Raw genomic sequence first — 25,686 nt, 5'->3', positions numbered from 1 at the left:
GGCGGACCACACGGAATGCCTCGCGCGGGCGGAGTGAACGGACTGCGGCCCACCTCGATTCGAGGTGGGCCGCAGTGGCGTGTGGATGCGGGGACCCGGCCGGCTCTCAGGCCGCCGCGGTCACGGCGGGCTCCGGCTCCGCGGCCCGGGGGACCGGCCGGTACCGCACCGCCGCCACCACGAAGATCGCCAGCGTCAGCAGTACATAGCTGCTGCCCAGGATCTGCTCCCACCACGACCAGGTCAGCTCGATCCCGTGGTCGAAGGGCAGCAGCCACTGCGGCTGCACCGTGAACGCGACGATCGCGAGCACGAATGCCAGCAGGAACAGCGGATCGCGCCGCCCGCGCAGAATCGCGTTGGCGGCGATCAGCAGCGCGGGGGCGGCCCACACCCAGTGATGCGACCACGACACCGGCGAAATCAGCAGCACCATACCGGCGTTCACCATGAGGGCGGCCGCGTTCGCGCCGACGCTGAACAACCGGCGCATGAGGATGATCGCCAGCACCACGGTCAGCACCGACAGCGAGAGCCAGACGATGTTGGCGATCCCGTCGGATACTCCCAGCCGGAAGGCGAAACCCTTGAGCGACTGATTGCCCGCGAATTCGGGCTGCCCGATGCGCGAGGTGTCGAACAGGGTGGTGAACCAGTACGTCACCGAATCATGGGGCACCACCGCGAATCCCACCGCGATCGCGCCGAACACCGAGGCCACCATGGTGTACGCGGGCACCGGGACCGTGCGCAGTCGCGCCCACAATCCCTGCGGCGACAGCAGCGGGCCCACCGCGCGCGCCTTGGCCAGCGCCGGGCCCCAATCCTGCTGCACCAGGAAGTAGAGCAGGTACGCCGCCGGGGTCAGCTTCACCGACACCGCGATGCCGATCAGCATGCCGCGCGGCCAGAAAGGCTTGCGCACCAGGCAGTCCAGCGTGATGGCGGCCATCAGGATGAGGTTGATCTGACCGAAACCGTAGGTCTGCCAGACCGGCTCCAGCCCCTGCGCCAGCGCCGTCGCGCCGATGACCACGGCCAGCCGGGTCGCGGCGGTCATGTTCGGCCGCAGTCGCTGCAGCACCACCCAGAGCGTGAGCGCCAGCGCCAGGATGGAGGAGATCAGCACCACCCACTCGGCGACATCGAGCGACATCAGGGCCAGCGGGGCGAAGAAGAACGCGGCGGGCGGGGGATAGGTGAAGGGCAATCCGATGCCGAACACCTCCGGCATCTGCCCGTAGAGGTCCTTGCCGTCCAGCAGGGCCCGGCCGCCGTTGCGGTAGACCTGCAGATCGATGTAACCGTGCCAAGCCTTTTCGCTCGCGACCTTCACCGACACCGCGAACATGACCGCCGCGATCACCAGCAGGACCACCTGCTGCCGCGTCAGCCGCGTCCTACCTTCTGGCGCGGTCACGGGCTTCGCCGGATCCGCGAGCCCGGATCGATCGCTCACGGGCCAAGAGTAATGGGTGCGCCCGCCGCCCCGGGTGCGCGGCTCGACCACGACCGGAACCGGGCCCACTGTGCTCGCGGACACATCAGCAGGTGGGCGCGGGCAGGAAATAGACGGCAACTAGACTCACCTGCGTATCTCGCCGATATCCAGCATGCCGGCTCTCGGTTCTCACCTGCCCGGCCGAAAGGACTCTGGTATTCCCGTGACCAGCCACGTCGATACCGTCAGCAACGCCGCGGCCACCCCGGACCTCCCGCAGCCCTACAAGGAACTCGGCCTCAAGGACGACGAGTACGCCCGCATCAAGGAAATCCTCGGCCGCCGGCCGACGGATGCCGAGCTGGCGATGTACTCGGTCATGTGGAGCGAGCACTGCTCGTACAAGTCCTCCAAGGTGCACCTGCGCTACTTCGGTGAGACCACCACCGAGGAGATGAAGTCCGCCATGCTCGCCGGCATCGGCGAGAACGCGGGTGTGGTGGACATCGGCGACGGCTGGGCGGTCACCTTCAAGGTGGAATCGCACAACCACCCGTCCTACGTGGAGCCCTACCAGGGCGCGGCCACCGGCGTCGGCGGCATCGTCCGCGACATCATGGCCATGGGCGCGCGCCCGATCGCGGTCATGGACCAGCTGCGCTTCGGCGCGGCCGATCACCCGGACACCCGGCGCGTGGTCGACGGCGTGGTGCGCGGTGTCGGCGGCTACGGCAACTCGCTCGGCCTGCCGAATGTCGGCGGCGAGACCGTGTTCGACGCCTCCTACCAGGGCAACCCGCTCGTCAACGCGCTGTGCGCGGGCGTCATGCGGGTCGAGGACCTCAAGCTCGCCTTCGCCTCCGGTGAGGGCAACAAGATCATTCTGTTCGGCGCGCGCACCGGTCTCGACGGCATCGGCGGCGTGTCCGTGCTCGCCTCGGACACCTTCTCCGGCGACGAATCCGGTTCCGGACGTAAGAAGCTCCCGAGCGTGCAGGTCGGCGACCCCTTCACCGAGAAGGTGCTCATCGAGTGCTGTCTCGAGCTGTACCACTCCGGCGTCGTCGTCGGCATCCAGGACCTCGGCGGCGCCGGGCTCTCCTGCGCCACTTCCGAACTCGCGGCCGCCGGCTCCGGCGGCATGCGCATCGACCTCGATCAGGTCCCGTTGCGCGCCGCCAACATGTCCGCCGCCGAGATCCTTTCGAGCGAATCCCAGGAGCGCATGTGCGCCGTGGTCGCGCCCGAGAACGTCGAGCGGTTCATGGCCATCTGCAAGAAGTGGGAGACCAACGCCAGCGTGATCGGCGAGGTCACCGACGGCGAGCATCTCGAAATCACCTGGCGCGGTGAGGTCGTCGTCGACGTGCCGCCGCGCACCGTCGCCCACCACGGCCCGGTCTACGAGCGCCCCGTGCAGCGCCCGGACTACCAGGACGCCCTCGTCGCCGACTCCACCAAGGCGCTGAACCGGCCGCAGACCGGCGACGAACTGCGCGCCACCCTGCTGCAGATGCTCGCCAGCCCGCAGCTGTGCTCGCGCAAGTGGATCACCGAGCAGTACGACCGCTACGTCCGCGGCAACACCGTGCTCGCCGAGAACGCCGACGCCGGCGTCATCCGCGTCGACGAGGAGACCGGCCGCGGCATCGCGCTCGCGACCGACGCCTCGGGCCGCTACACCAAGCTGGACCCCTACACCGGCGCGCAGCTCGCACTGGCCGAGGCGTTCCGCAACGTCGCCACCACCGGCGCCACTCCCAAGGCCGTCAGCAACTGCCTGAACTTCGGCTCCCCCGAGGATCCGGGCGTCATGTGGCAGTTCCAGCAGGCCGTGCGCGGTCTCGCGGACGGCTGTGTGGCCCTGGGCATTCCGGTCACCGGCGGCAACGTGTCCTTCTACAACCAGACCGGCCAGGACGCCATCCTGCCGACCCCGGTCGTGGCCGTGCTCGGCGTCATCGACGACGTGCACCGCCGCATTCCGACCGGCCTGGGCCTCGAGCCGGGCGAGACCCTGATCCTGCTCGGCGAGACCCACGACGAGCTGGACGGCTCCATCTGGTCGCAGGTCGTGCACGATCACCTCGGCGGCGTGCCCCCGAAGGTCGACTTCCCGCGCGAGCAGCTGCTCGCCGAGATCCTCACCGCCGGTTCGCGCGACGGCATGATCAGCGCCGCGCACGACGTGTCCGAGGGCGGGCTCATCCAGACCGTCGTGGAAGCCGCGCTGGCCGGCGAAACCGGTTGCCGCCTCATCCTTCCCGAGGGCGCCGACCCGTTCGTCACCCTGTTCTCCGAGTCGGCCGGCCGGGTGCTCGTCGCCGTCCCGCGCTCGGAGGAGATCCGCTTCACCCAGATGCTCGACGCCCGCGAACTCCCGTGGGTGCGCATCGGCGTGGTCGACCAGGGCTCGGATTCGGTCGAGGTCCAGGGCCAGTTCAGCGTGCCCCTGACCGAGCTCCGCACCACCTTCGAAGGAACCCTCCCTGCCCTGTTCGGCGCCTTCGAACACTGAAAACCGCACTGACATAACGGAAACCACCCCGCCCGACCCGGACCCCTCGAACAACCGGGTAGAGCGGGGTGGTCCCGTTCTCCAGCGCAACAACCGATTTGGTTCCGGCCGGGGTTACTCCGGGGGCACTCCCGAAATCGCGCCCCGCTCAACGCACCACGCGTGCCCGGCCGGCGACGGCTCCCCAGTTGTGCGCTGCGTATTCGGGGAGGCGGATCCGTTCGCCAGCGCGACAACCGATTTGGTTCCGGCCGGGGTTACTCCGGGGCACTCCCGAAATCGCCCCCCGCTCTCAACCGCACCACGCGTGCCCGGCGATGACGGCTCCCCAGCAGTGCGCTAGGTATTCGGTGAGGCGGAGCCGCTGCGGCGTGTCCATCGATGGCGCAGGGGGCCGGCGAACGGGCGCGCCTGGACCAGCGGGCCGATGAACTGGAACACCGGGGGCATCATCTGGAGCTGCTGGGTCAGCTGGACCATGGGAGGCCGTTCTCTCCGGCGCGCCGCTGGGCCTCGTGCATGTCGCGAATGACCTTCGCCAGGGTGAACGTGCTGCTCACCAGGAACAGGGCCGTCATCGCGAGGAACCCGCGCTGCCAGATGTCCAGAGGCAGCTTCACGATCCCGATGATGGTGGCGGTGAAGCTGACGACGAAGGCGATGGCGGCCTGGGCCAGAAATGCCATGGTGCTCTTGGTCTGTGGGCCGTTGGTGCTCATGGGAATCGAGTCTGCTGTGCGCCGCCGCCCGCGAACCCCGTACAACTACTCGAGTGCCGATGGGTAGATGCAACGGCTGGGGATAGCTGTGGATATCCCGGCGCGGGGCCGCGCGGGCGATACCCGGCGGGTTGCCGCGATGGTGGCTCTCACACGCGCAAGTCCCCGGATTCGGGCGGGCTGCGGCCATACTTGACGGGTGCTGGACTCCGCTCGTGCCTTGAGACGGCTGCGCATCAGGGGCGCGGCGCTGGTCAGGCACGGTTGGGGACGGCGGGTCGCGGTCGCGGCCCGGCGGGTCGAGGAGATCATCGACCTCAATCACACGGGGCTCGTGGTGGCGACGCTGTTCTTCGCGTGGTCGGTCACGCCGTCGCTGGTGCCGCGCGACTGGCTGTTCCAGGGCCTCATCTCCGGCATCAACGCCGCACTCGGCTACGGCGTCGGCTGCGTGCTGCAGTGGCTGTTCTTCCTGTGGATCCGGCCGCGGCTGAAGTTCGCCGGACCGCCGGAGTGGGTGCGCTACGCGGTCAAGGTCGCGATCGTGCTCACCTGCGCGCTCGTCGCCGCCTACATGCTCGTGCTCTCCGCCGACTGGCAGCGCGAGATCACCAGCCTGATGGGGATGGAAGGCACCACGCGCGCGGCCTATCTGCGCACCGGCGCACTGAGTTTCGCGGTCGGGGCGCTCGTGGTGGCGGTCTATCGCACGCTGCGCGAACTCGTGCGCTACCTCGGCCGCCAGCTCAGCCGCTGGGTCCGGATCCCGGCCGGGCTCGCGCCCGCCACCGGGGCGCTGCTGCTCACGGTCCTCATCGTGACCCTGTTCAACGGCGTCGCCACCCGCGCCTTCTTCAGCGTCGCCAACTCCGCCTTCAGCGCGCGCAACGACAAAATGACGCCGTTCGCGGTGCAGCCCACGCTGCCCGAACGCTCGGGCAGCCCGGAATCGCTCGCCAAATGGGAGACCCTGGGCTCGGAGGGACGCTGGTTCGTCTCGCACGGACCCGACCCCATGTTGATCACCGCCGCCACCGGAAAGCCCGCGCGCCAGCCGATTCGGGTGTACGTCGGCCTGCAGTCCGCGACCCCGGAGGTCACCGAGGAACAGCTGGCGGTCGCCGAACTCGAGCGCACCGGGGCCTTCGACCGCAAGGTCCTGGTCATCGTCACCACCACCGGCACCGGGTGGGTCAACACCATGAGCGCGGCCGCGCTCGAGTACATGTACAACGGCGACACCGCGATTCTCGCCTCGCAGTACTCGTACCTGCCCAGCGTGCTGTCCTTCCTCGCGGACCGCGAGAAGGTGGCGGTCGCCGGGAAGAAGATGTTCGACGCGGTGTACGAGCGCTGGTCCGCGCGCCCGCCGGAGTCGCGGCCCAAGCTGCTCGTTTACGGCGAGAGCCTGGGCTCGCAGGGGTCCGAGGCGGCCTTCACCGGGCTCGCCGACCTGCGCTCCAAGGTCGACGGCGCGCTCTGGGTCGGCCCGCCGAACTCCAATCGCCTGTGGGAGCAGTTCATTTCGCGCCGCGACCCGGGCACCCGCGAGGTGCAGCCGATCTACGCCGACGGGCTGGTGGTGCGCTTCGCCGCCGACGCCGACGACCTCGCTCAACCCTCGGACGATTGGCGCCGCCCCCGCATCGCCTACCTCATGCACCCGTCCGACCCGATCGTCTGGTGGTCCACCGATCTCCTGACGTCGCAACCGGATTGGCTCTCCGAACCGCGCGGCTCCGACGTCTCGTCCCAGATGCGCTGGTGGCCCTTCGTCACCTTCTGGCAGGTCGCCGCCGACCTCACCAATGCCCAGGGCGTCAGCGACGGCCACGGCCACCGCTACGGCTCCCTGGTCCTGGACGGCTGGGTGTCGATCGCCGCCCCACCCGACTGGACCCCCGAACTCGGCGAAAAGATCCGCACCCAAATCGAATTGGCGGAGATGTTCGAACGAACGGTGAAATAAGGTGCCCCGCCGCGCCGGTGCGGCCCGACCGGGCCGCGGACGGTCGCCGCACGGCCTGTCCGGGGTCGAGCCGCTCGCCTCGACGACCGCGCACGACAGCGGGTGGACCGGCGAGGTCCGGGCGAGCGCGGGGTGACGGCGCGGACGGGTGGGGCGATTCCCCGGTCGGGCAATGGCCGGGACGAACCGGCTTCGACGCCGGCGGCCGGGGTGAGACTTGCTGCGGCCGTGGGGCTTCCGGTGGTGTGGAGCAACGCCTTGCTGCCCGCGCTCGAGTTGAACGTGCGCGGGCGGACCACCGCCAACGCGGTGTTCGCCACCGCGTACGCGCTCGCGCTGGGCGGGCGGCCGCGGTGGGTGTCCCGGCGCGGACTCGGCGTGGGGGCGGTCGCGGCGGGCGTGGTCGTGAGCGGTTACGTTGCGGCACTTGCCGTTCCGCGAGTGCGGCGGCACCTGGCCGAGCTGGCTGATCGCGGGCCGGACGTCTCCGCCGCCGAATGGACCGCCGTGCACATCCCGATCGGGACCGTCTACGCGGAGGAACTCGTCTTTCGCGCTACCCTGACGCCGCTGTTGCGCGAGCGGCTGGGCCGGCCCGGAAAATGGCTGGGGGCACTGACTTTCGGGCTCGTCCACGTTCGGCCCGCACGGTCGGCGGGCGACCCGGTGGCCGGGACCGTCGGCGTCACCGCCCTGGCCGGGGTCGTCCTGGACCACCTCTACGAGCGGACCGGCAGCGCGCTCGCGCCCGCGCTGCTGCACACCGCGATCAACGCCGGAGGCGCGGCGCTGCCGATCGTGGCGCGGCTGCTCACCCCGCCGGTGCACTCGGACTCGACCCCGGTCGAGCCACCACCGGACGCGGACACCACGCGCTCCGGCGAGGACGCTCTACTGCCCTGAGCGCGCTCCGGCCACGACCGCCGGGCTGGTGCGCACGCCGCGACCTTCGCCACCGCGCCGTGTCGTCGGCCGCGGTGACGTGGCGTTGCCTTGTGCGTCCCGCCGGGCGCGCGGCGCTGCCGATGCGCGATGGAACCGGCCGAACGCGTCGCACGGGCGCTACGCGGCCGCCCTGTCGGGCCGCGCCGGTAGCCTCTGGACCGTGGCAGCACGAGGGAAGGTCGATCCGGCGGAGGTCAGGGCCGCCGTCGAAGCGGTGGGGGAGTGGCTGCGGGACGAGACCGCGGCCGCGCCCGGACGCAAAGAGCTGGGCGCCGCCGTCCGGGGTACCGCGCGGGCTCTCGCGGCGGACGCACCCGGGGGCTCGGTCGAGGTGCGGGTGCCGCCGTACGTGGCGGTGCAGTGCATCGAAGGGCTGCGGCACACCCGGGGGACGCCACCCAATGTCGTCGAAACCGATGCTCGCACTTGGCTTCTGCTCGCCACCGGACTGCTGGCATTCGACGACGCACTCGACTCCGGCGCGCTCACCGCATCCGGCAGCCGGGCCGGCGACATCGCCCGCTGGCTGCCCATCGCCCCGCTCTGAGCCGGGCGCGCACCGGTGCCCGGACCTGGGCCGAGATCGTGCCGCCCATGCCGCCGCCGCCCTTCCCGGAGCTGCCCGGGTCGCCGCGATCGGACCGCAAGTCCCGGGGAATCGGAAGCTCCTGCGCGCAGGTGACCACGATCGAGTGGGGAGCCCTTGTGCGTGAACCCGGCGAGTCGGGAGCCCCTGCGTGCGAACCCGGCGGGCCGGGAGCCCTCGCGCGCGACCCGGCGGGTCGATCAGGCCGGGGTCGCGGCCTCGGCGGAGGGCTTGCGCTCCAAGCCTTTGCGGTCGTAGTAGGCGGTGATTACCAGACCGAACACCAGTCCGATCGCGAGACCGAGCGCCGACATCCAGAACCCGCGCGCCAGCCCGGCCTGCGCGTTGCCCTCGAAATACAGGATCGAGCGGGTGCCCAGGAACACCTGGTGCATGGGCTCGAAATTGGCCAGCCACCCGAAGTACTTGGGCGTCGCCTCGATCGGCACCGTTCCGCCCGAGGACGGCAGGCCCAGGATGATGAAGATGATCAGGTTGATGATCAGGCCCGCCGTGCCCACCGCCGCGAGCGTCGAGGTGCACGTCACCCCGACCGCCGTGATCACGAACGCCCCGTAGATGAACAGCAGCAGCGGTTTGTCGATCGGCATGCCCAGGCCCTCGGCGATCGCCATCAGCGCCGCCGAGACCAATACCGCCATGGTCACCACCGCGGCCCATTTCAGCAGCAGCGTGCGCACGCGGGAGATCGGCGCCTTCGGGTAGTGCACGTACCAGGGACCCCACTCGGTGGGCAGGAACCCGAGCGCGGAATCGATGAGCTGATGGATGATCATCGCGCCGACCATGCCGATCAGCAGCAACAGCAGGCTGTAGAAGAACGCCGTCAGGCCCTCGCCGGAACCGCCGGGCAGCGGCCGGAACTGGTCCACGACGATATCGAGCGGTTCGGCAAGCACCAGCGTCGTGGCCGCGGTGAGCTCCGGCGCGGGCGGACCGCCCGGCGCCGGCGCGAGCTTGGCCTTGACCTGCTCGGTGAGCTGCTTACCCACCTGCTCCTGCACCTGCGACAGCGCCTGCTCACCGAACTTCTGGGTGATGGCGGTCGCGAAAGCGCCGGTGCGCGGGTTGGTTTGCAAGGTGATGACGGGTTTGGAGATCTCGCCGGGCACCACACTGCCCACCCCGAGAATGCCGAGCCGCTTGGAGAAGTCGCTCGGAATGATGATGGTCCCGTACACCTGCGCCGACTGCATCTGCAGCTGCGCCTCGTTGATGCCGAGCACTCGAAGATCGATCTTGTCCGAGGGCACCGCGTCCTGCAGGCCCTTGGCGACCTGATCGCCGAAGTTCACCTTCTGCGGCTTCTCCGGCGTCCCCAGATCGTCCCCGTCGTCCTGATTCACCAGGGCGATCGGGAAGTCGTGGAGATTCTTCTCCGGATCGACGATGTAATCGAGGTACATCACGCCCAGCAGTGAGGCCAGCAGGGTGACCACCACGATCGGCAATGCCCACCGAATCGGGGTGAGATGCCGGGCCTTGGGACTCGATGCCGAATTCTCCGTGCTCGCCACCGTCGAACGCTAACAGCATTCGCGGTCTCGTTCCCGTTATCCCAGCGGTGGGTTGCGCGATGGTTACCCGTAGGATGGGTCCTGCCCCCCGCCCGCCTAACAGGGAGCAAACGGTGACCCAGCCCCCCGAAGCCACCACCCCCGATCAGCCCGAGAACGAACCTCGCGAAGAATGCGGTGTTTTCGGTGTCTGGGCTCCGGGCGAGGATGTGGCCAAGCTCACGTACTACGGACTCTACGCACTTCAGCATCGGGGCCAGGAGGCGGCGGGCATCGCTGTTTCCGACGGCTCCCAGATCCTGGTCTTCAAGGATCTGGGCCTGGTGAGCCAGGTCTTCGACGAACAGACCCTCGCGGCGATGCCCGGCCATGTGGCCGTTGGCCATTGCCGCTACTCCACCACCGGGTCCACCAGCTGGGAGAACGCCCAGCCGATCTTCCGCACCACCGCGGTCGGTACCGGACTTGCCTTGGGGCACAACGGAAATCTCGTGAACACCGCCGAATTGGCCACTCGCGCACGCGAACTCGGCCTCATCAGCGGACGGCTGGCCGGTCCGATCGCCGCCACCTCGGACTCCGACGTGATGACGGCGCTGCTCGCGCACGCCGCCGCCGACAAGAGCATCGAACAGGCGGCCATGGAGCTGCTGCCGACCGTGAAGGGCGCGTTCTGCCTCGCCTTCATGGACGAGCACACCCTCTACGCCGCGCGTGATCCGCACGGTGTCCGCCCGCTGTGCCTCGGCCGCCTGGACCGTGGCTGGGTGGTCGCCAGCGAGACCGCAGCCCTCGACATCGTCGGCGCCTCCTTCGTCCGCGAGATCGAACCGGGTGAACTCCTGGCGATCGACGCCGACGGTGTGCGCTCCTCGCGCTTCGCCAACCCGACGCCCAAGGGCTGCGTCTTCGAATTCGTGTACCTGGCTCGCCCGGACAGCACCATCTCCGGCCGCTCGGTGCATTCGACCCGCGTCGACATCGGCCGCCGCCTCGCCCTGGAACACCCCGTCGAGGCCGACCTCGTCATCCCCGTCCCCGAGTCGGGCACCCCGGCCGCGGTCGGCTACGCCCAGGGCTCGGGCGTGCCGTACGGGCAGGGCCTGATGAAGAACGCCTACGTGGGCCGCACCTTCATCCAGCCCAGCCAGACCATCCGCCAGCTCGGCATCCGGCTCAAGCTGAACCCGCTGCGCGAGGTCATCCGCGGCAAGCGGCTCATCGTGGTGGACGACTCGATCGTGCGCGGCAACACCCAGCGCGCGCTGATCCGCATGCTGCGGGAGGCGGGCGCCCTGGAGATCCACGTGCGGATCGCCTCGCCGCCGGTCAAGTGGCCCTGCTTCTACGGCATCGACTTCGCCTCGCGCGCGGAGCTGATCGCCAACGGCGCGGGCACCGGTGGCATCGCGGGCACCAGCGTCGATGACATGGTCGAGGGCGTGCGCCGCTCGATCGGCGCCGACAGCCTCGGCTACATCTCCATCGACGAGATGGTCGCCGCCACCGAACAGCCCCGCTCGCGCCTGTGCTGCGCCTGTTTCGACGGCCAGTACCCGATCGAGCTCCCCGCCGAGTCCGCGATCGGCAAGAACGTCCTGGAAAGCGTCCTCGGCGGCGCGAAGGAGTCGGAACTCTTGGCGGACAACGCAAACGCGAGCGCCCTGAGCCGCCCGTAAATTCGCATGAAGCCACCTCGTGCCCGCCCGCGGATACCGCGGGCGGGCACGAATACTCTGTGCGGCCCCGTTCGACGAGGCGATGGCTGATTTGGTTCCGGTCGCGGTAACTCGTGGGGCACGCCCAAAATGGATGCGGTTGCTATCGCAACTACGCGTGCTGGAAGGGTCGACGGCTCCAAGGCCGTGCGCTGAAGTAATCGGGGAGGCGGTACTGTGATCAGGCATCTATCCACCCCGATTCGGCTTGGAGCTCTCCCCGACAATGACTGAACAGACACCCAGTGGCGCCGGTGCTTCCTACGCGGCGGCCGGAGTGGACATCGAAGCCGGCGACCGCGCAGTAGAACTGTTCGCACCGCTGGCCAAGAAGGCCAGCCGGCCCGAGGTACAGGGTGGACTCGGCGGATTCGCCGGACTGTTCGCACTCAAGGGTGGCTACAAGGAGCCGCTGCTGGCCGCCTCCACGGACGGCGTCGGCACCAAGATCGCCATCGCGCAGGCCATGGACAAGCACGACACCGTCGGGCTCGACCTGGTCGCCATGGTGGTCGACGATCTGGTGGTGTGTGGCGCGGAGCCGCTGTTCCTGCAGGACTACATCGCCGTCGGCAAGGTCGTGCCCGAGCGCGTGGCGCAGATCGTCTCCGGCATCGCCGAGGGCTGCATCCAGGCAGGCTGCGCGCTGCTCGGCGGCGAGACCGCCGAACACCCGGGCCTCATGGGCGCCGACGACTACGACATCTCCGGCACCGGCGTCGGCGTGGTGGAAGCCGACGCCGTGCTCGGCCCCGACCGCGTCCGCGCGGGCGACGTCGTCATCGCCATGGGCTCCTCGGGCCTGCACTCCAACGGCTACAGCCTGGCCCGCAAGGTGCTGCTCGACATCGACCGCATGTCCCTGGCCGGGCACGTCGAGGAATTCGGCCGCACCCTCGGCGAGGAACTGCTCGAGCCGACCAAGATCTACGCCAAGGACTGCCTGGCCCTGATCGCCGAGACCGACGTGCGCACCTTCTCGCACGTCACCGGCGGTGGCCTGGCCCAGAACCTGGCCCGCGTGCTCCCGCCCGGCATGGTCGCCGAGCTCGACCGCGGCACCTGGAACCCGGCCCCGGTCTTCAAGCTCATCGCCCAGCGCGGCCGCGTCGAGCGCGCCGAGATGGAGAAGACCTTCAACATGGGCATCGGCATGGTCGCGATCGTGGCCCCCGAGGACGCCGACCGCGCCCTGGCCGTCCTGACGGCCCGCCACATCGACTGCTGGACCCTCGGCACGGTGAAGAAGGCCAAGGACGCCGACGCCGTCCGCGCCGTCCTGCTGGGCGAGCACCCGCGCTTCTGAGAGCCCCCCGCCTCTCCGCGAATTCGAGCCTGACTCAGGCGGTGGGACAGTCGCGTCGGCCGCCGGCGGTTGGGTGCGGGGCCAATTAGCCCGTACCCCTGGAGTTACCCCGATCCTTGCGAGATCAGTGGCGCGGTTGCGATGAAGACACCGGCGAGCAAGGCTTACGCGAGCAAGGCTTAGGCGAGCGAAGCTTGGGCGACGAAGACATAGCAGAGGCCCCGAGCACTTTCGAGTGCTCGGGGCCTTGCTATTTGTCTGGAATGTCGAATTCCGGTGTGGGGGTAGTTGATCCGTTGCGGCTGGAGGCTCGCAGCGCGTCAGCTACCGAGAACACACGTCTGCGCCTCACCCTGGTGGGTGAGACGCGTGTGAATCGGCTATCCGGAAAGAATGTCGTCGAAGACTCGGGGCGACGTGCCGAAGGGGCAGACCGTACACGGGCCTGCCCCTTGGAACGTCGAGAAAATCCGAGTCAGCGGCGCCAGTCGTCGTAGTCGTCTTCGTCCCAGCGCGACTGCGAGTCCTTCGCGTCGTGCTCGTCGGAAAGCACTGGGCTCCGAGGCAAGTCCGCGGGACTTCCTGACAGCTCACTCCCCGACAGCTCGCGCTGAAGGTTCTTGAAGTCGGTAGGCGCCGAGCTGTACTTGAGCTCGCGCGCTACCTTGGTCTGCTTTGCCTTAGCCCGGCCACGGCCCATGGCTGACCCCCTCGCGTCACTGCGGGGCGGCCTGGGGTGGTTTGGCGGCCCCGTTCGAATTAATAATCTTCCTGACAGACACTTTAGCGTGTGTCAGGCGGTCTCGCTTCCAGGAGTGGGGCAGAAAGCGCCGAAGTGCCGCCCGGGACCGCCGCCGCGAGGCGTTCCGGGCTGTCGAACGAGAATCGGGCCGATGGGATTCCGGGGTCAGAGCACCCCCGGAATCGCGCGAATGACACCCACCCGGGCGCCGCCGCCGAGCACCGGGGTGGCCGCCAGCTCCACGTGCTCGTCGGTCCACTCGATACCCATACGCTGCAGAATGGCCGTGGTCAGCGGCAGTCGCGCGCGATCCGCGCCGTCGTCGATCTTGTAGGCGAAGGCCGAACCGTCGGGCAGCGCACCCGCGTGCACCCCGTCCGCGCCGATCTTGCAGAGCAGCCCGGGGGTCGCGGTCATGATCCGCAGATCGGGACCGTCCGTGCCGGAAATCACTCGCGGGTGCGCGCGAATCGCGTCCGCCACGGCGCGTTCCGGGCTACCTTCCGGCGCGGTGGTCAGCGTGGCGTAGGCCCGGGCCAGATTCACCAGCGATACCGGCACGATCGGCAGCCCGCAGCCGTCGATGCCCAGATCGGTCTCCGGCTCACCGGTGACATCGGCGATCGTCGCGAGCACCGACTGCTGCAGCGGATGCCCGAGCTCCATGTATCCGCTGGTCGGCCAGCCGTTGAGCTTGCAGGTCGCGAGCATGGCGGCGTGTTTGCCGGAGCAGTTCATGAAGATCGGACGCGCCGCCTTGCTGCGCTCGCGCCCGGCCAGCACCGCCGCGCGCGAAAGCTCCTCCGACGGCAGGTCCGGCGGGCACTCCAGGTCGTCCTCGGTGAAGCCGAAGCGGTCCAGCAAACGCTGCACCAGCTCCACGTGATCGGGCTCGCCGAAGTGCGACGCGGTGGTGATGGCCAGCTCGGCCCGGTCCAGCGGCTCGAAACCGTTGCGCAGCAGGCCCAGTGCCTGCAGCGGCTTGTTGGTCGAGCGCGGGAAGATCGGGCCGTGCACGGCGCCCAGCTCGACCAGCGGCTCACCGTCGGGGCGCAGGATCACCAGCGACCCGCGATGCACGCACTCGCGGAACCCCGAGCGCACGACCTCCACCAAATCCACGCTCACGCGTTCGCTCCCTCCGACGGCCGGGATGCCCGGGCCGCCGCGTTGTCGTGCCGCCGCCGATGGCGCTCGATCTGCATGCGCACATCGTCGGAGACGGTCGGCTCGGACCGGAGCAGCAGCTCCAGGCGCGCCATGTCGGCGCCGGTGAACAGATCGCGCACGGTGACCCCGTGCGCGGGCTCGGACAGCACTCGCACCGCGTCGCCCGCGCCGATCGTGCCCGCGGTGATCACCCGGAAGTAGGCGCCCGTATTCGCCTGTGCGGTGAACCTTTTCACCCACTGCTGCTCACCGCTCCAGCGCTGGAAGGTGGCGCACGGCACGCGCGGCGCCGACACCTCCAGCACGGTGTCGCCGATGGCCCAGCGCGCGCCCAGCACGGCGTCGCTCACCGGCAGGCCGGAGACGCGCAGATTCTCGCCGAACCAGCCGGCCGGCAGCTCCCGGCCCAGCTCCTGCGCCCAGCGCCGCGCGTCCTCCTCGGCGTAGGCGTAGACGGCCTGGTGCACACCACCGTGGTGCTCGACATCACAGACGTGGTCGCCCTCGAGACCGAGCGGGCGCACCGGAACCCGGTGCGGCACCGGCCGTTTGTCGATGGCGGTGCGGCCGACCCGGCCGGGGTTGTCCAGCTCCTCGAAGACCACGCACACCGCGAGCACCTGCCCGGCCGAGCCGGGCACGGGTGCGTTCATCGACCGCGCAGCTTCTCGACGGCGAGCCGGCCGGCCTGCGGTTCGTCATGGGCGGGAACCGAATCCGCGTCGATGGAGGCGGCGCTCGGGCCCACCGTCAGCGCGGTGTCGGCGGGGATGTTGCGTTTGATCAAAGCCAGTGCGACGGGGCCGAATTCGTAGTGATCGACGACGGTGCCCAGCACGCCCACCGCGCGGCCGCCGGCGGTCACGGCTTCGCCCGGCTCGGGGCGCGCGTCCGCCGAGCCGTCCAGGTGCAGCAGCACCAGGTGCCGGGGCGGCTTGCCGAGATTGTGGACCCGGGCCACCGTCTCCTGGCCGCGGTAGCAGCCCTTGTTCAGGTGCACCGCGCCGAACTGCTCGATGCCGCCGATCCAGTTCGCCTCGTGCGGAATGGTGCGGTCGTCGGTGTCCAGGCCGATGCGCGGGCGCAGCGCCACCACGCGCAGCGCCTCGAAGGTCCAGCTGCCCGCGGCCTCGGCGCCCGCCTCGCGCAGTCGAGTCCACCAGGTGGCGAGCTGATCGCGCGGGATGATCAGGTCGAATGAGTCCGCGGTGGGCCAGGGCATGCGACGCAGGAAACCGCCGCCGGGCAGGGCCACCGCCCGGTACACCTCGGGCAGGGCGTCGATGCCCAGGGCGCCGGTCAGCTTCGCCGCGTCCGGGCCGATCAGGCTCAGCACCGCGTGATCGGGAGCGGCCACCGGCTTGGCGTCGGCCCAGAAGACCATCTTCTGCAGGAAGTTCAGGAGTTCGGGCCCGCGGTCGGCCTCGGTGTCGATCCACACCGTGCCGTCCAGCTCGGTGAGCACGAAGTGGTGCAGCACCCGGCCGTTGAGATCGAGATCGAGGTTCTCCGCGGACTGCCCGTCGCCCAGATCCGCCACGTGCTGGCTGGAGATGGTGTGCAGCCACGTCAAGCGCTCTTTACCGGTCATGGCCAGCACGAATCGGTGCGAGCGATCGATCACCGCCACCCGGTGCACCGCGGCGCGTTGCTCGCCCAGCGGATCCCCGTAATGCCACGCGACCGCCGCGTCGGGAGACCCGGGCGGCCCCGCGACAGCCCCCGGAAACTGCAGAATCGGACTGGGTGCTACCTCGAAGGACACCCCACCACATTAGCGGTGCTCGATCGCGGGCCTCCGCCCGCGTGTTGGATCGCACCCCGTCGACGGGCCGATCGCGGGCGTCGCGCGGGGGCGATGGCGGGGGTGACAGCGGGCCGGTCGGGGGTGTCGCGCGCGGGCCGGCGCGGCCCGCGCGACAGGTCCGGCCCGCGGTCCCGGCGACGCGGTTATCACTCCGTGACGCGCGCGCTGTCCTAGGCTCGGCTGCATGGTGGAACGGGTTCTGGTGACTCTTGACGGCGCGATCCGGGATCCGGACGCGCCGCTGTTGTATGCGGACGACATCGGTGCGCTGCGCGGTGACGGCATCTTCGAGACGGTGCTGGTGCGCGACGGCGTGGCCTGCGCGCTGGAGCTGCATCTGGCGCGCCTGCGGCGTTCGGCGCAGGCCCTCGAACTGCCCGCGCCCGACCTGGACGCCTGGCGCTTCGCGGTGGAGCTGGCGGCCGAGGAGTGGGGGCGCGAGCGCGAGGGCATGCTGCGCCTGACGCTGACTCGCGGCCGGGAGAGCGAACAGGGTTCAGGCAAACAATCAGCTAACAAGGCCGGTGGCATGTCCGCCGCCGAACCCCCAACCACCGGATACGTTTTGGTGCAGGCCGTGGCCGATCGGGTGAAAACAGCTCGCGCCGAAGGTGTTTCGGTGATCACACTCTCGCGCGGCATCTCGGTCGATCTGGCGCAGGCCGCACCCTGGCAGCTACTGGGCGCGAAAACCCTGTCCTACGCCACGAACATGGCCGCGCTGCGCTTCGCCCAGCGCATGGGCGCCGACGACGCCATCTTCACCAGCACCGAGCATCGGGTGCTGGAAGGCCCGCGCTCGACAGTGGTTGTGGCGCGCGACAACCAGCTCATCACCCCGCCCGCGCGCATCGGCGTCCTGCCGGGTACCACGCAGCGGGCGCTGTTCACCCAGGCCGAGAAGGCGGGGTGGGACTGCCGGTACGAGCCGCTGTTCACCGCGGATCTGATCACCGCCGACAGCGTCTGGATGCTCTCCAGCATCACCCTGGCCGCCCGGGTCAAATCCCTGGACGGGCTGCGCATGTCGGCCCCCGACAATGCCGCCGAGATCGCCGCGCTGGTGGACCGCGGCATCGCGCTGCCAGGGAGCGTCGCGGACTGGTAGTTCGAGCGGGAATGCGGAATCCGGCCGGGTCCACGTGACCGGCGCCATGTTCGCGCGGCGCTGAGCAGGACTTCGGTCGGATCTGCTATCACACTCCAGCAAACTTTCGGCGCACTATGGCGCGGCACACGTTGATCTGACGACGGCAAGGCGTACTGTTCGGTACTACGTCATGTCGTAGATCGGCCTGGAGGTCGGATGAGCGTCGTGGATCTAGCGCGCTGGCAGTTCGGTATCACCACCGTGTATCACTTCATTTTCGTGCCGCTCACCATCGGTCTCGCCCCGGTCGTAGCCGGAATGCAGACCGCATGGGTGATCACGGGAAAGGAGCACTGGTTACGGCTCACGAAGTTCTTCGGGAAGCTCTTCCTGATCAACTTCGCACTCGGTGTTGCCACCGGCATCGTGCAGGAGTTCCAGTTCGGCATGAACTGGAGCGAATACTCCCGCTTCGTCGGTGACGTCTTCGGCGCACCCCTGGCCATGGAGGCGCTGGTCGCCTTCTTCCTGGAATCCACCTTCCTCGGACTGTGGATCTTCGGCTGGACCCGGTTGCCGAAGAAGGTGCATCTGGCAACCATCTGGCTGGTCGCCATCGGCGTGAACGCCTCGGCGTACTTCATCATCGCGGCCAACTCGTTCATGCAGCACCCGGTCGGGGCGAAGTTCAACCCCGAATCCGGTCGCGCCGAGCTCACCAGCATCTGGGCGCTCATCACCAACAACACCACCCTCGCCGCCTTCCCGCACGTGGTCGCCGGAGCGTTCCTCACCTCGGGCACCTTCGTCGCGGGCATCGCGGGGTGGTGGATGGTGCGAAAAGCGCGTCAGGCCAAGGCCGAAGGGTCCGAGGCCCCGCTGCACGAGGCCCGCACCATGTGGCGCTCGGCCTCCCGGGTCGGCGCCTGGATCGTGCTGATCGCCGCGGTCGCCCTCGTCTACACCGGCGACGTGCAGGGCAAGCTCATGTTCAAACAGCAGCCCATGAAGATGGCGTCGGCGGAATCGTTGTGCCACACCGAAACCGATCCCGACTTCTCGGTGCTGACCGTCGGCACGCACAACAACTGCGACAGCGTCGACCACCTCATCGAGGTGCCGTACGTGCTGCCGTGGCTGGCCGAGGGCCGGTTCAACGACGTCACCCTCGAAGGCGTCGTCGATCTGCAGCAGTCCTACAACGAGAAGTACGGCCCCGGCGACTACCGGCCCAACCTCTTCGTCACCTACTGGTCCTTCCGGGCGATGATCACCTGGATGGCCGGATCGCTGCTGCTGGTGCTGGCCGGGTTCTGGGTCACCCGCCGCGGCCGCATCCCCGATCAGAAATGGTTCTCGTGGCTGTCGCTGCTCGCCATCGCGACACCGTTCCTGGGCAACATGTCCGGCTGGGTCTTCACCGAGATGGGCCGCCAGCCCTGGGTGGTCGCACCCAACCCGGACGGGGACCAGTCCATTCGAATGACCGTGCAGGAGGGCGTATCCGGCGTATCGGCCGGCACCGTAGTCACCTCGCTGGTGGTCTTCACGCTGCTGTACGGGTTGCTCGCGGTCGCCTGGTTCTATCTCATGCGCCGCTACGTCGTCGCCGGACCGGAAGCACCGGCCCCCGTCGACACCGGCCCGCGCATGACCGGGGATCCCGGGGATTCCGTCGACAAGCTTTCCTTCGCCTACTAGGAGCCCGGGATGAGTCTCCCTGAATTCTGGTTCTTGCTGATCGCGGTGCTCTTCACCGGCTACTTCGTGCTGGAGGGCTTCGACTTCGGCGTCGGAATGCTCATGCCGATCCTCGGAAAGGGCAACGAGACCCGAAAGCGTGTGGTGCTGAACACGATCGGGCCGGTGTGGGACGGCAACGAGGTGTGGCTGCTCACCGCCGGCGGTGCGATGTTCGCCGCCTTCCCGGAGTGGTACGCGAGCCTGTTCTCCGGGTTCTACCTCGCGCTGCTGCTGATCCTGGTCGGGTTGATCGTGCGCGCCTGCGCCATCGAATGGCGCGGCAAGATCAACGACGACCGGTGGCGGCGCTGGTGCGACATCGGCATCGGGCTCGGCTCCTGGATTCCCGCGCTCGCCTGGGGACTGGCCTTCGCGAACATCGTGCGCGGGGTGAAGCTCAACGAGCGCAGGCACATCGAGGGCAATCTGCTCGATCTGCTGAACCCGTACGGGCTGCTCGGCGGGCTCACCACGCTGCTGCTCTTCCTGCTGCACGGCGCGGTGTTCATCACCCTCAAGACCGGCAACGAGATGCGGGACTCCGCACAGGCGATGGTGCGCAAGCTGTTCGTGCCCACCGCCGTGGTGGTCGCCGCCTTCGGCATCTGGACCCAGCTCGCCTACGGGAAGGGCTGGACCTGGATTCCGCTGGCGCTGGCCGTGATCGGACTACTGGTCGCGGGTTTCGCGGCCACCCAGGGCCGGGACGGATGGGCCTTCACCGGCACCGCGCTCACGATCGCCTCGGCGACCGCGCTGCTGTTCGGCGCACTGTTCCCGAACGTGCTGCCCTCCACCATCGACGCGGCCTTCAGCCTTACCGTCGACGGGCGGGACGGCACGGTCTCGGCCAGCTCGACCCACTACACGCTGGTGGTCATGAGCTGGGTGGCGGTGGCCATGGTGCCGGTGGTGCTGATCTACCAGGGCTGGACCTACTGGGTGTTCCGGCAGCGGCTGACCGTGGAGCAGATCCCGCCCTCGATCGGGCTGCCCGTGGAATCCACCTCGAAGTAACGACGACAGTACGGATTCGAACCGATGGCACGACCGGTAGACCCGCGCCTGTGGCGGTACGCCCGCTCGGCACGCATGTATCTGGCGCTGAGCGTGGCGTTGTCGCTGCTGACCACGGTGAGCATCGTGGCCGCGGCGCTCGCCCTGGCGCGGGTGCTCGCCGGGGTCATCACCGATCCGAGCCGGCGTGACATCGGTTCGTGGCGTACCGAATTGGCGATCTTCACGATCGCCGTGCTGTGCCGGGTCGCCGCCACGTGGTGGCAGTCCCGGCTCGCACACCGCGCGGGGGCGCGGGTGGTCGCCGAACTGGAGACAGCCGTGCTCACCGTCGGCGCGCAGCTGCCGCCGCGCGAATTGGAGTCGCGGCGCACCGAATTGGCCGTCGTGGTCGGCTCGGGCTTGAGCGGCCTGCGCGCCTACCTCGCGGGATACCTGCCCGCCCTGCTGCTTTCACTGCTGGTTCCCCCGATCGTGCTGGTGGTCATCGCCACCCACGACTGGATCTCCGGCGCGATCATCCTGGTCACCCTGCCCCTGATCCCGATCTTCATGATCCTGATCGGGCTGCTCACCAAGGGACGCGCAGCGGAAACCCTGACCGCCACCACCCGGCTCTCGGATCAACTGCTGGATCTGTTCGCCGGCATGCCGACCCTGCGCGCGCTCGGCCGCGAAGGCGGCCGCGACGGTGCGGCGGCGGCTCCCATAGCACCGCACCGCTACGGCGAGCCGGCTCCGATGCGCGCTCGCGCGACCGAATCGACGACCGGACCCGACGCCGAGACGCCGTCGGTCGCCGACCGCGCCACCATGCAGCATCGCGTGCGCCGCCTCGGCGACGATCTGCACCGGCGCACCATGTCCGCGCTGCGCATCGCCTTCCTGTCCTCGATGGTCCTCGAGGCCCTCGCTACGCTGTCGGTCGCGCTCGTGGCGGTGTCGATCGGCCTGCGCCTGGTGTACGGAGAGATGGGTCTCTACGCGGGCCTGCTGGCGCTGATCCTGGCCCCCGAGGTGTACCTGCCGCTGCGCGCGGTCGGCGAGCGCTTCCATGCCGCCCAGGACGGAATGGCGGCCGCCGAGAAGGCTTTCGCCGTACTCGACCCGGACACGGTCGGCCCCCGCACCGCCGTGCCGGAGGCCCGCACCCCCGGCGCTGCCGGAGCGGAGGTGGGGCAGGGCTCGGTCGATTCCCGAGAACAATCCGGTCACATAGAGATTCGCGGACTGTCCGTCGCGGCTCGGGACGGCATGGCCCCGCACGCGCTGTCGGGCACGATTCGCCGGGGTGCGGTCACCGTGCTGGCCGGAGCCAACGGCAGCGGCAAATCGACCGCCCTGCAGGCGATCCTGCGTCTGGTGCCGCCCGCCGCGGGCACGATCACCATCGACGGCGTTCCCGTGGCCGAACTGGACCCCGACGCGTGGTGGTCGCGGGTGGCATGGCTGCCGCAGCGCCCGGTGCTCGTCCCCGGAACCCTGCGCGACAACATCGAACTCCTCGGCCCGCCCGCAGGCACCGACCTACTGGACGCTGCCTGCCACGCAACCGGTTTCGACGAGGTCCTGGCCGAACTCCCCGACGGCTGGAACACGCGGGTGGGCGCGAACGGCGCCGGACTGTCCCTCGGTCAGCGCCAGCGCCTCGCCCTGACCCGCACCCTCGCCGCCGACCGCGCCGTCCTCCTCTTGGACGAGCCGACCGCCCACCTGGACCCCGACTCCGAGACCCGCGTCCTCCAAGCCCTCCGCGCCCGCGCGGCAGCGGGCACGACCGTCGTCCTGGTCGGCCACCGTCCAACCGTCCTCGCCATCGCGGACGAGATCTTGCCTGTCGACGCTATCCACGCCGTGTCCGCCGACTCGGCACCTGCGGCAGTACCGACCACGGATGTCGATTCGGCCCGGCCGGTCGCGCCCGGGCCCGGCCCGGCAGCCAGCGACAACGTTTTCGGATCCCGGCCGATGAGTTCGAACGCGGCCCGAGCGGGCGTCCACGTGTCGAACGCGATGGCGAGCGGCTCATCTCGCCACTTGATGGGTGATGCCGGCGCCATGACGACAAGTTCGACTGCTGGGCACCGGGATCGGTAGGCGGGAGCGCGATGAAGAGCATGCTGGCGGATTTTCGGGGGGTGCGGGAGCTGTTGGAGCTTTCGCGGTGGCGGATGGCCGTGTCCATCGGGTGGGGGACGGCCGCGCTCGGGAGCGGGTTCGCGCTGGCGGCGCTGGCGGCGTGGTTGATCGCGCGGGCCTGGGAGATGCCGCCGGTGCTGGACCTGACCATCGCGGTGGTCACCGTCCGGGCGCTGGGGATCGCGCGGGGACTGTGCCGGTACCTCGAGCGGCTGGCCACACACGACGTCGCCCTGCGGTCCATGAGCCTGGCGCGGACCAAGACCTATCGGGCGCTGGCGGGAGCCGACATCTGGAGACCGCGGCGCAGCGGCATCGAAGCCGATGCGGGACAGGGCGATCCGGCGCGACTGCGCCGGGGTGAACTGCTGGGGCGGGTCGGGGCGGACATCGACGACCTCGGAGCCGTGGTCGTACGGGCCTTCGTGCCCATCGCGGTCGCGGCGGTGCTGTCCCTGGCCGCGGTGGGGCTGCTCGCCGTCATCTCCATCCCGGCGGCGCTGATTCTCGCGGCGGCACTGGCGATTTCCGGGATCCTCGCGCCGTGGCTCTCGGCGCACGCGGCCCGCGACGCCGAGATCGCGGTGCGCGCCGACCGGACCGCGTTCACCGCCGAAGCACTCACCGTGCTCGACCACGCGCCCGAACTCCGCGTCGCCGGAAGGCTTTCCAGCGCCATCGAGGCCGCACGGGCCGCGGGCGGACGCGCGGTGGACGCCGAGGACCGGGCCGCCGCACGCAGCGCCTGGGCGGCCGCCGTGCTACCGCTCTCCATCGGCGCCAGCGTGCTGGGCGCGCTGCTGATCGGTATCACCCTGTACGGCAACGGCTCCGGCGACCGCGTGCTCGGCTTCCAGACGGTGCAGCCGGGCGGCATCAGCCCGATGGCGCTCACCGTGCTGGTGCTGGTCCCGCTCTCGGCCTTCGAAGCGGTCGCGGTCCTGCCCGCCGCCGCCCAGGCCCTCACCAACGGCCGGGCCGCCCTGCGCCGGCTGCGCCGCCTGGAACGGTCCGAAACCGGCGCTCCGGCAACGGAACCGCCGCCGCTGCCGGACGGCCGCCGCATCGCGGTCACCGGCCCCAGCGGTGCGGGCAAGACCACCCTGCTCATGTCCTGGGCGGGCCTGTTCGGCACCCCGCGCCCCGGCGTCACCTTCTTCGCCGAGGACGCCCACCTGTTCGGCACCAGCGTGCTGGAGAACCTGCGCGCGGCCCGCGGCGACATCACCGCCGCCGAAGCCGAGCACACGCTGCGCGCGGTCGGCGCGGGGGAGTGGCTGGACGCCCTGCCCGATGGCCTGGACACCGATCTGGTCGGCGGCGCGGCCGCGGTCTCGGGCGGTCAGCGCCGCCGGCTGCTGCTGGCCCGGGCACTGCTCTCCCCGGCCACCGTGCTGCTGCTGGACGAGCCGACCGAACACCTCGAAGCCGAAGCCGGCGCGGAACTCCTGCGCCGATTGCTGGACGCGGACAGCGGCCTGGCCGACCCCGCCCGCACGGTCGTGGTCGTCACCCATCAACTGCCCCCGGACCATCGCGCGGACACCCTCGTCGAAGTCGACCCGAATGGAACCGCGAACATCCGACGGACTATTCCCGTATCCCGGTCCTGACCTGCCATTTCGCGGTCCGAGAAAATACGTTGCCGCCGGTCGATCACGCGACTAGTTTCGTGTGTACACAAGGAAGGAGGTGATTCGAGTAATGGTTTATTCGAGGACGCGTGAGGTGGCTGCCCGCTAGGCACCCATCGCTGCAAACGGATTCACGTAGCGCGAAGTGCTGAGCGAATCCCAGGCAGCCACCCGGCCCCCGAGTCCCGGATCACGTCCTGATCCGGATCGCGTGAGTTGCATCCGCGATACGACTCGGGGGCTGACCCGTCTCTCCGCGAATTCAAGCATGACTCAGGTGCGCCGAAGGTTGCGTCGGCCGCTCTCCGTTCCAGCGTTGAAGAGTCAGCCCGTACCCGGTGAGTTACCCCGATACTCGCGAGATCACGAGTTGCTTTGGGGGAAGAACGAATACCTACCCGATGTAGCGCTGCAGGCGGGCCGACAGGCGGGGTTCCAGGACGCCGTCGGGGCCGATGCGCTCCTCGACGTAGCCGAGGTCGCCGCCCTCCACGATGCCGTAGAGGCGCTTGGCGCCGCCCACCACGATGCCGGACTGGCTGCGGATCACCACGTCGGTGGCGAGCTCCCAGGACGACTGGGTCAGGGCCTGGCCGTAGAACAGTTCGACGATGCCCGAGGAATGGGTGAGCAGCAGCTCCAGCACCTCGTCGTCACCGTCGATGCCGACCCGCCAGAAACCGCTCTCACGCAGATCCGGTCCGGTGTACGTGCCGTCGGTGTCGATGACCCACGAACGGGCCTCCCACGTCAGGTAGTCGCCGCCGTCGTGCGAAACGATGATCTGCTGACCGAAGCGATAGTCGCCGGTCTCGGGATCGTTGCCTTCGCCCTCGCCGCGCCAGACACCGACCAGCGGCAGCAGCGCGAGCATGGAGGAACTCAGGTCCGGACCCTGCCGCAGATTCGCGGTATCGATCGGTAGCGGGAGATCGGGGAGCGAGGGGATGTTCCGCGGCGCGGTCGACTTCGCCCGCTCGACCGCTTCGGCGACCGCTTGGTCACCGCTGCGGCGGGGCGACTCGTCCACACGCGCGGAAGCGTCGCGACCACCGGCGGACGCGTCCTGCGTCGTACCGTTGGCCACGTGTTCGGCGTTCTCGCTCGCCGACTCGCTCACGACTCGGTGAACAGCCGGTAGAGGACGTACAGACCGAACCAGGCGATCAGTAGCGATACGACGACCAGGAGGATCTCGAAGGCAAGCACCACGCCTCGGAGTCTAGCCGTCCGATTGCCGAGAACTGAAAACGACCCCGGGAAAATGAATCCCGGGGCCGTTCCCTGTATTTCGCTTCTTACTTGGCGACCGTGACGTCCACGTTGTGGATGCCGTTGCCCTCGGGGGCAACCTCGGCGGTGCCGTTGCCCGACGCCGAGAGCGCGCGAATGGTCCACGCGCCCGGCGCGGCGAAGAAGCGGAAGTCGCCGGTGCCCGAGGCCACGACCTCGGCGGTGAAATCGCCATTGCCGTCCAGCAGGCGGACGAACGCGCCACCGACGGTCTGGCCGTCAGCGGTCAGGACGCGGCCGGTGATGACCGTCTCCTTCTCCACGTCGACGCCCGCCGGAATGGCCTGTCCCTGGGTAGGTGCTGCACACAT

20 protein-coding genes are annotated in these 25,686 nt (G+C 69.4%); 11 read left to right on the top strand and 9 right to left on the bottom strand.

Features of this window, described 5'->3' with window-relative positions:
- Nucleotides 1-106 precede the first annotated feature (106 nt).
- The gene (locus ABZ319_RS09330; protein ID WP_354985856.1) at nucleotides 107-1,459 is read right to left on the bottom strand and encodes a glycosyltransferase 87 family protein; all 1,353 of its coding nucleotides are present in this window, start codon (nucleotides 1,457-1,459) and stop codon (nucleotides 107-109) included.
- A 205-nt stretch (nucleotides 1,460-1,664) separates the two neighbouring features.
- Between ABZ319_RS09330 and purL the strand changes: the two genes are divergently transcribed.
- A complete protein-coding gene (gene purL / locus ABZ319_RS09325; protein WP_354985855.1) occupies nucleotides 1,665-3,959 on the top strand; it encodes a phosphoribosylformylglycinamidine synthase subunit PurL in 2,295 nt (764 codons plus the stop codon).
- A 467-nt stretch (nucleotides 3,960-4,426) separates the two neighbouring features.
- Here the strand turns inward: purL and ABZ319_RS09320 are convergent, their stop codons facing one another.
- A complete protein-coding gene (locus tag ABZ319_RS09320; RefSeq protein ID WP_354985854.1) occupies nucleotides 4,427-4,678 on the bottom strand; it encodes a YiaA/YiaB family inner membrane protein in 252 nt (83 codons plus the stop codon).
- A gap of 199 nt (nucleotides 4,679-4,877) precedes the next feature.
- On the opposite strand from ABZ319_RS09320, the gene ABZ319_RS09315 reads away from it, so the two are divergent.
- The 3 genes from ABZ319_RS09315 to ABZ319_RS09305 all read left to right on the top strand — a co-directional run bounded on the left by ABZ319_RS09315 (nucleotide 4,878) and on the right by ABZ319_RS09305 (nucleotide 8,139).
- Nucleotides 4,878-6,647 (top strand): alpha/beta hydrolase, encoded by a 1,770-nt coding sequence (locus tag ABZ319_RS09315; RefSeq protein WP_354985853.1) that lies wholly within the window; start codon nucleotides 4,878-4,880, stop codon nucleotides 6,645-6,647.
- A 228-nt stretch (nucleotides 6,648-6,875) separates the two neighbouring features.
- Entirely contained in the window at nucleotides 6,876-7,550 is a 675-nt protein-coding gene (locus ABZ319_RS09310; protein WP_354985852.1) for a CPBP family intramembrane glutamic endopeptidase, read from the top strand.
- Nucleotides 7,551-7,752: 202 nt separating this feature from the next.
- The gene (locus ABZ319_RS09305) at nucleotides 7,753-8,139 is read left to right on the top strand and encodes a sterol carrier family protein (protein ID WP_354985851.1); all 387 of its coding nucleotides are present in this window, start codon (nucleotides 7,753-7,755) and stop codon (nucleotides 8,137-8,139) included.
- Nucleotides 8,140-8,378: 239 nt separating this feature from the next.
- Here the strand turns inward: ABZ319_RS09305 and ABZ319_RS09300 are convergent, their stop codons facing one another.
- Complete coding sequence (locus ABZ319_RS09300; protein WP_354985850.1) at nucleotides 8,379-9,716, bottom strand: DUF3533 domain-containing protein; 1,338 nt, start codon at nucleotides 9,714-9,716, stop codon at nucleotides 8,379-8,381.
- 113 nt (nucleotides 9,717-9,829) lie between these two features.
- Between ABZ319_RS09300 and purF the strand changes: the two genes are divergently transcribed.
- Together purF and purM are read left to right on the top strand one after the other, a co-directional pair.
- Nucleotides 9,830-11,395, top strand: coding sequence for an amidophosphoribosyltransferase (gene purF, locus ABZ319_RS09295; RefSeq protein ID WP_354985849.1), 1,566 nt, complete (start codon nucleotides 9,830-9,832; stop codon nucleotides 11,393-11,395).
- Nucleotides 11,396-11,660: 265 nt separating this feature from the next.
- Complete coding sequence (gene purM / locus ABZ319_RS09290) at nucleotides 11,661-12,740, top strand: phosphoribosylformylglycinamidine cyclo-ligase (RefSeq protein ID WP_354985848.1); 1,080 nt, start codon at nucleotides 11,661-11,663, stop codon at nucleotides 12,738-12,740.
- A 475-nt stretch (nucleotides 12,741-13,215) separates the two neighbouring features.
- Here the strand turns inward: purM and ABZ319_RS09285 are convergent, their stop codons facing one another.
- From ABZ319_RS09285 to ABZ319_RS09270, 4 genes are all read right to left on the bottom strand, one after another.
- The gene (locus tag ABZ319_RS09285) at nucleotides 13,216-13,440 is read right to left on the bottom strand and encodes a DUF3073 domain-containing protein (protein WP_354985847.1); all 225 of its coding nucleotides are present in this window, start codon (nucleotides 13,438-13,440) and stop codon (nucleotides 13,216-13,218) included.
- Nucleotides 13,441-13,647: 207 nt separating this feature from the next.
- Nucleotides 13,648-14,610 carry an asparaginase gene (locus ABZ319_RS09280; RefSeq protein WP_354985846.1) on the bottom strand — a complete coding sequence of 321 codons (963 nt, stop codon included), beginning with the start codon at nucleotides 14,608-14,610 and terminating at the stop codon, nucleotides 13,648-13,650.
- Complete coding sequence (locus tag ABZ319_RS09275; protein ID WP_354985845.1) at nucleotides 14,607-15,305, bottom strand: MOSC domain-containing protein; 699 nt, start codon at nucleotides 15,303-15,305, stop codon at nucleotides 14,607-14,609. Before ABZ319_RS09275 ends, ABZ319_RS09280 begins: the two co-directional genes overlap by 4 nt.
- Nucleotides 15,302-16,417, bottom strand: coding sequence for a folate-binding protein (locus ABZ319_RS09270; RefSeq protein WP_354985844.1), 1,116 nt, complete (start codon nucleotides 16,415-16,417; stop codon nucleotides 15,302-15,304). Before ABZ319_RS09270 ends, ABZ319_RS09275 begins: the two co-directional genes overlap by 4 nt.
- Nucleotides 16,418-16,643: 226 nt before the next feature.
- Here ABZ319_RS09270 and ABZ319_RS09265 point away from each other — a divergent pair, with 226 nt between their 5' ends.
- From ABZ319_RS09265 to ABZ319_RS09245, 5 genes are all read left to right on the top strand, one after another.
- Complete coding sequence (locus ABZ319_RS09265) at nucleotides 16,644-17,567, top strand: aminodeoxychorismate lyase (RefSeq protein ID WP_354985843.1); 924 nt, start codon at nucleotides 16,644-16,646, stop codon at nucleotides 17,565-17,567.
- A gap of 198 nt (nucleotides 17,568-17,765) precedes the next feature.
- Entirely contained in the window at nucleotides 17,766-19,250 is a 1,485-nt protein-coding gene (locus ABZ319_RS09260; RefSeq protein ID WP_354985842.1) for a cytochrome ubiquinol oxidase subunit I, read from the top strand.
- Nucleotides 19,251-19,259: 9 nt separating this feature from the next.
- A complete protein-coding gene (cydB, locus tag ABZ319_RS09255) occupies nucleotides 19,260-20,309 on the top strand; it encodes a cytochrome d ubiquinol oxidase subunit II (protein WP_354985841.1) in 1,050 nt (349 codons plus the stop codon).
- A gap of 24 nt (nucleotides 20,310-20,333) precedes the next feature.
- The gene (locus tag ABZ319_RS09250; RefSeq protein WP_354985840.1) at nucleotides 20,334-22,406 is read left to right on the top strand and encodes an ATP-binding cassette domain-containing protein; all 2,073 of its coding nucleotides are present in this window, start codon (nucleotides 20,334-20,336) and stop codon (nucleotides 22,404-22,406) included.
- Nucleotides 22,407-22,417: 11 nt separating this feature from the next.
- On the top strand, nucleotides 22,418-24,061 hold the full coding sequence (locus tag ABZ319_RS09245; protein ID WP_354985839.1) for an ATP-binding cassette domain-containing protein: 1,644 nt from the start codon (nucleotides 22,418-22,420) through the stop codon (nucleotides 24,059-24,061).
- Between the two features lie 415 nt (nucleotides 24,062-24,476).
- Here ABZ319_RS09245 and ABZ319_RS09240 read toward each other — a convergent pair whose 3' ends face one another.
- Nucleotides 24,477-25,112 carry an FABP family protein gene (locus ABZ319_RS09240; RefSeq protein ID WP_354985894.1) on the bottom strand — a complete coding sequence of 212 codons (636 nt, stop codon included), beginning with the start codon at nucleotides 25,110-25,112 and terminating at the stop codon, nucleotides 24,477-24,479.
- Between the two features lie 268 nt (nucleotides 25,113-25,380).
- Nucleotides 25,381-25,686 carry a DUF1416 domain-containing protein gene (locus ABZ319_RS09235; RefSeq protein WP_354985838.1) on the bottom strand — a complete coding sequence of 102 codons (306 nt, stop codon included), beginning with the start codon at nucleotides 25,684-25,686 and terminating at the stop codon, nucleotides 25,381-25,383.

The sequence above is a fragment of the Nocardia sp. NPDC005978 genome (assembly GCF_040614455.1).
GTDB lineage: Bacteria > Actinomycetota > Actinomycetes > Mycobacteriales > Mycobacteriaceae > Nocardia.
Note: the sequence above shows the minus strand (reverse complement) of the source record. Positions and strands in the feature narration are given on the sequence as shown.

Coding starts and splice junctions, on each gene's coding strand:
- ABZ319_RS09285 (WP_354985847.1), bottom strand. CDS start 13,440: ATGGGCCGTGGCCGGGCTAAGGCAAAGCAGACCAAGGTAGCGCGCGAG.
- ABZ319_RS09245 (WP_354985839.1), top strand. CDS start 22,418: ATGAAGAGCATGCTGGCGGATTTTCGGGGGGTGCGGGAGCTGTTGGAG.
- purM (WP_354985848.1), top strand. CDS start 11,661: ATGACTGAACAGACACCCAGTGGCGCCGGTGCTTCCTACGCGGCGGCC.
- cydB (WP_354985841.1), top strand. CDS start 19,260: ATGAGTCTCCCTGAATTCTGGTTCTTGCTGATCGCGGTGCTCTTCACC.
- ABZ319_RS09260 (WP_354985842.1), top strand. CDS start 17,766: ATGAGCGTCGTGGATCTAGCGCGCTGGCAGTTCGGTATCACCACCGTG.
- ABZ319_RS09235 (WP_354985838.1), bottom strand. CDS start 25,686: ATGTGTGCAGCACCTACCCAGGGACAGGCCATTCCGGCGGGCGTCGAC.
- ABZ319_RS09320 (WP_354985854.1), bottom strand. CDS start 4,678: ATGAGCACCAACGGCCCACAGACCAAGAGCACCATGGCATTTCTGGCC.
- ABZ319_RS09250 (WP_354985840.1), top strand. CDS start 20,334: ATGGCACGACCGGTAGACCCGCGCCTGTGGCGGTACGCCCGCTCGGCA.
- ABZ319_RS09265 (WP_354985843.1), top strand. CDS start 16,644: ATGGTGGAACGGGTTCTGGTGACTCTTGACGGCGCGATCCGGGATCCG.
- ABZ319_RS09275 (WP_354985845.1), bottom strand. CDS start 15,305: ATGAACGCACCCGTGCCCGGCTCGGCCGGGCAGGTGCTCGCGGTGTGC.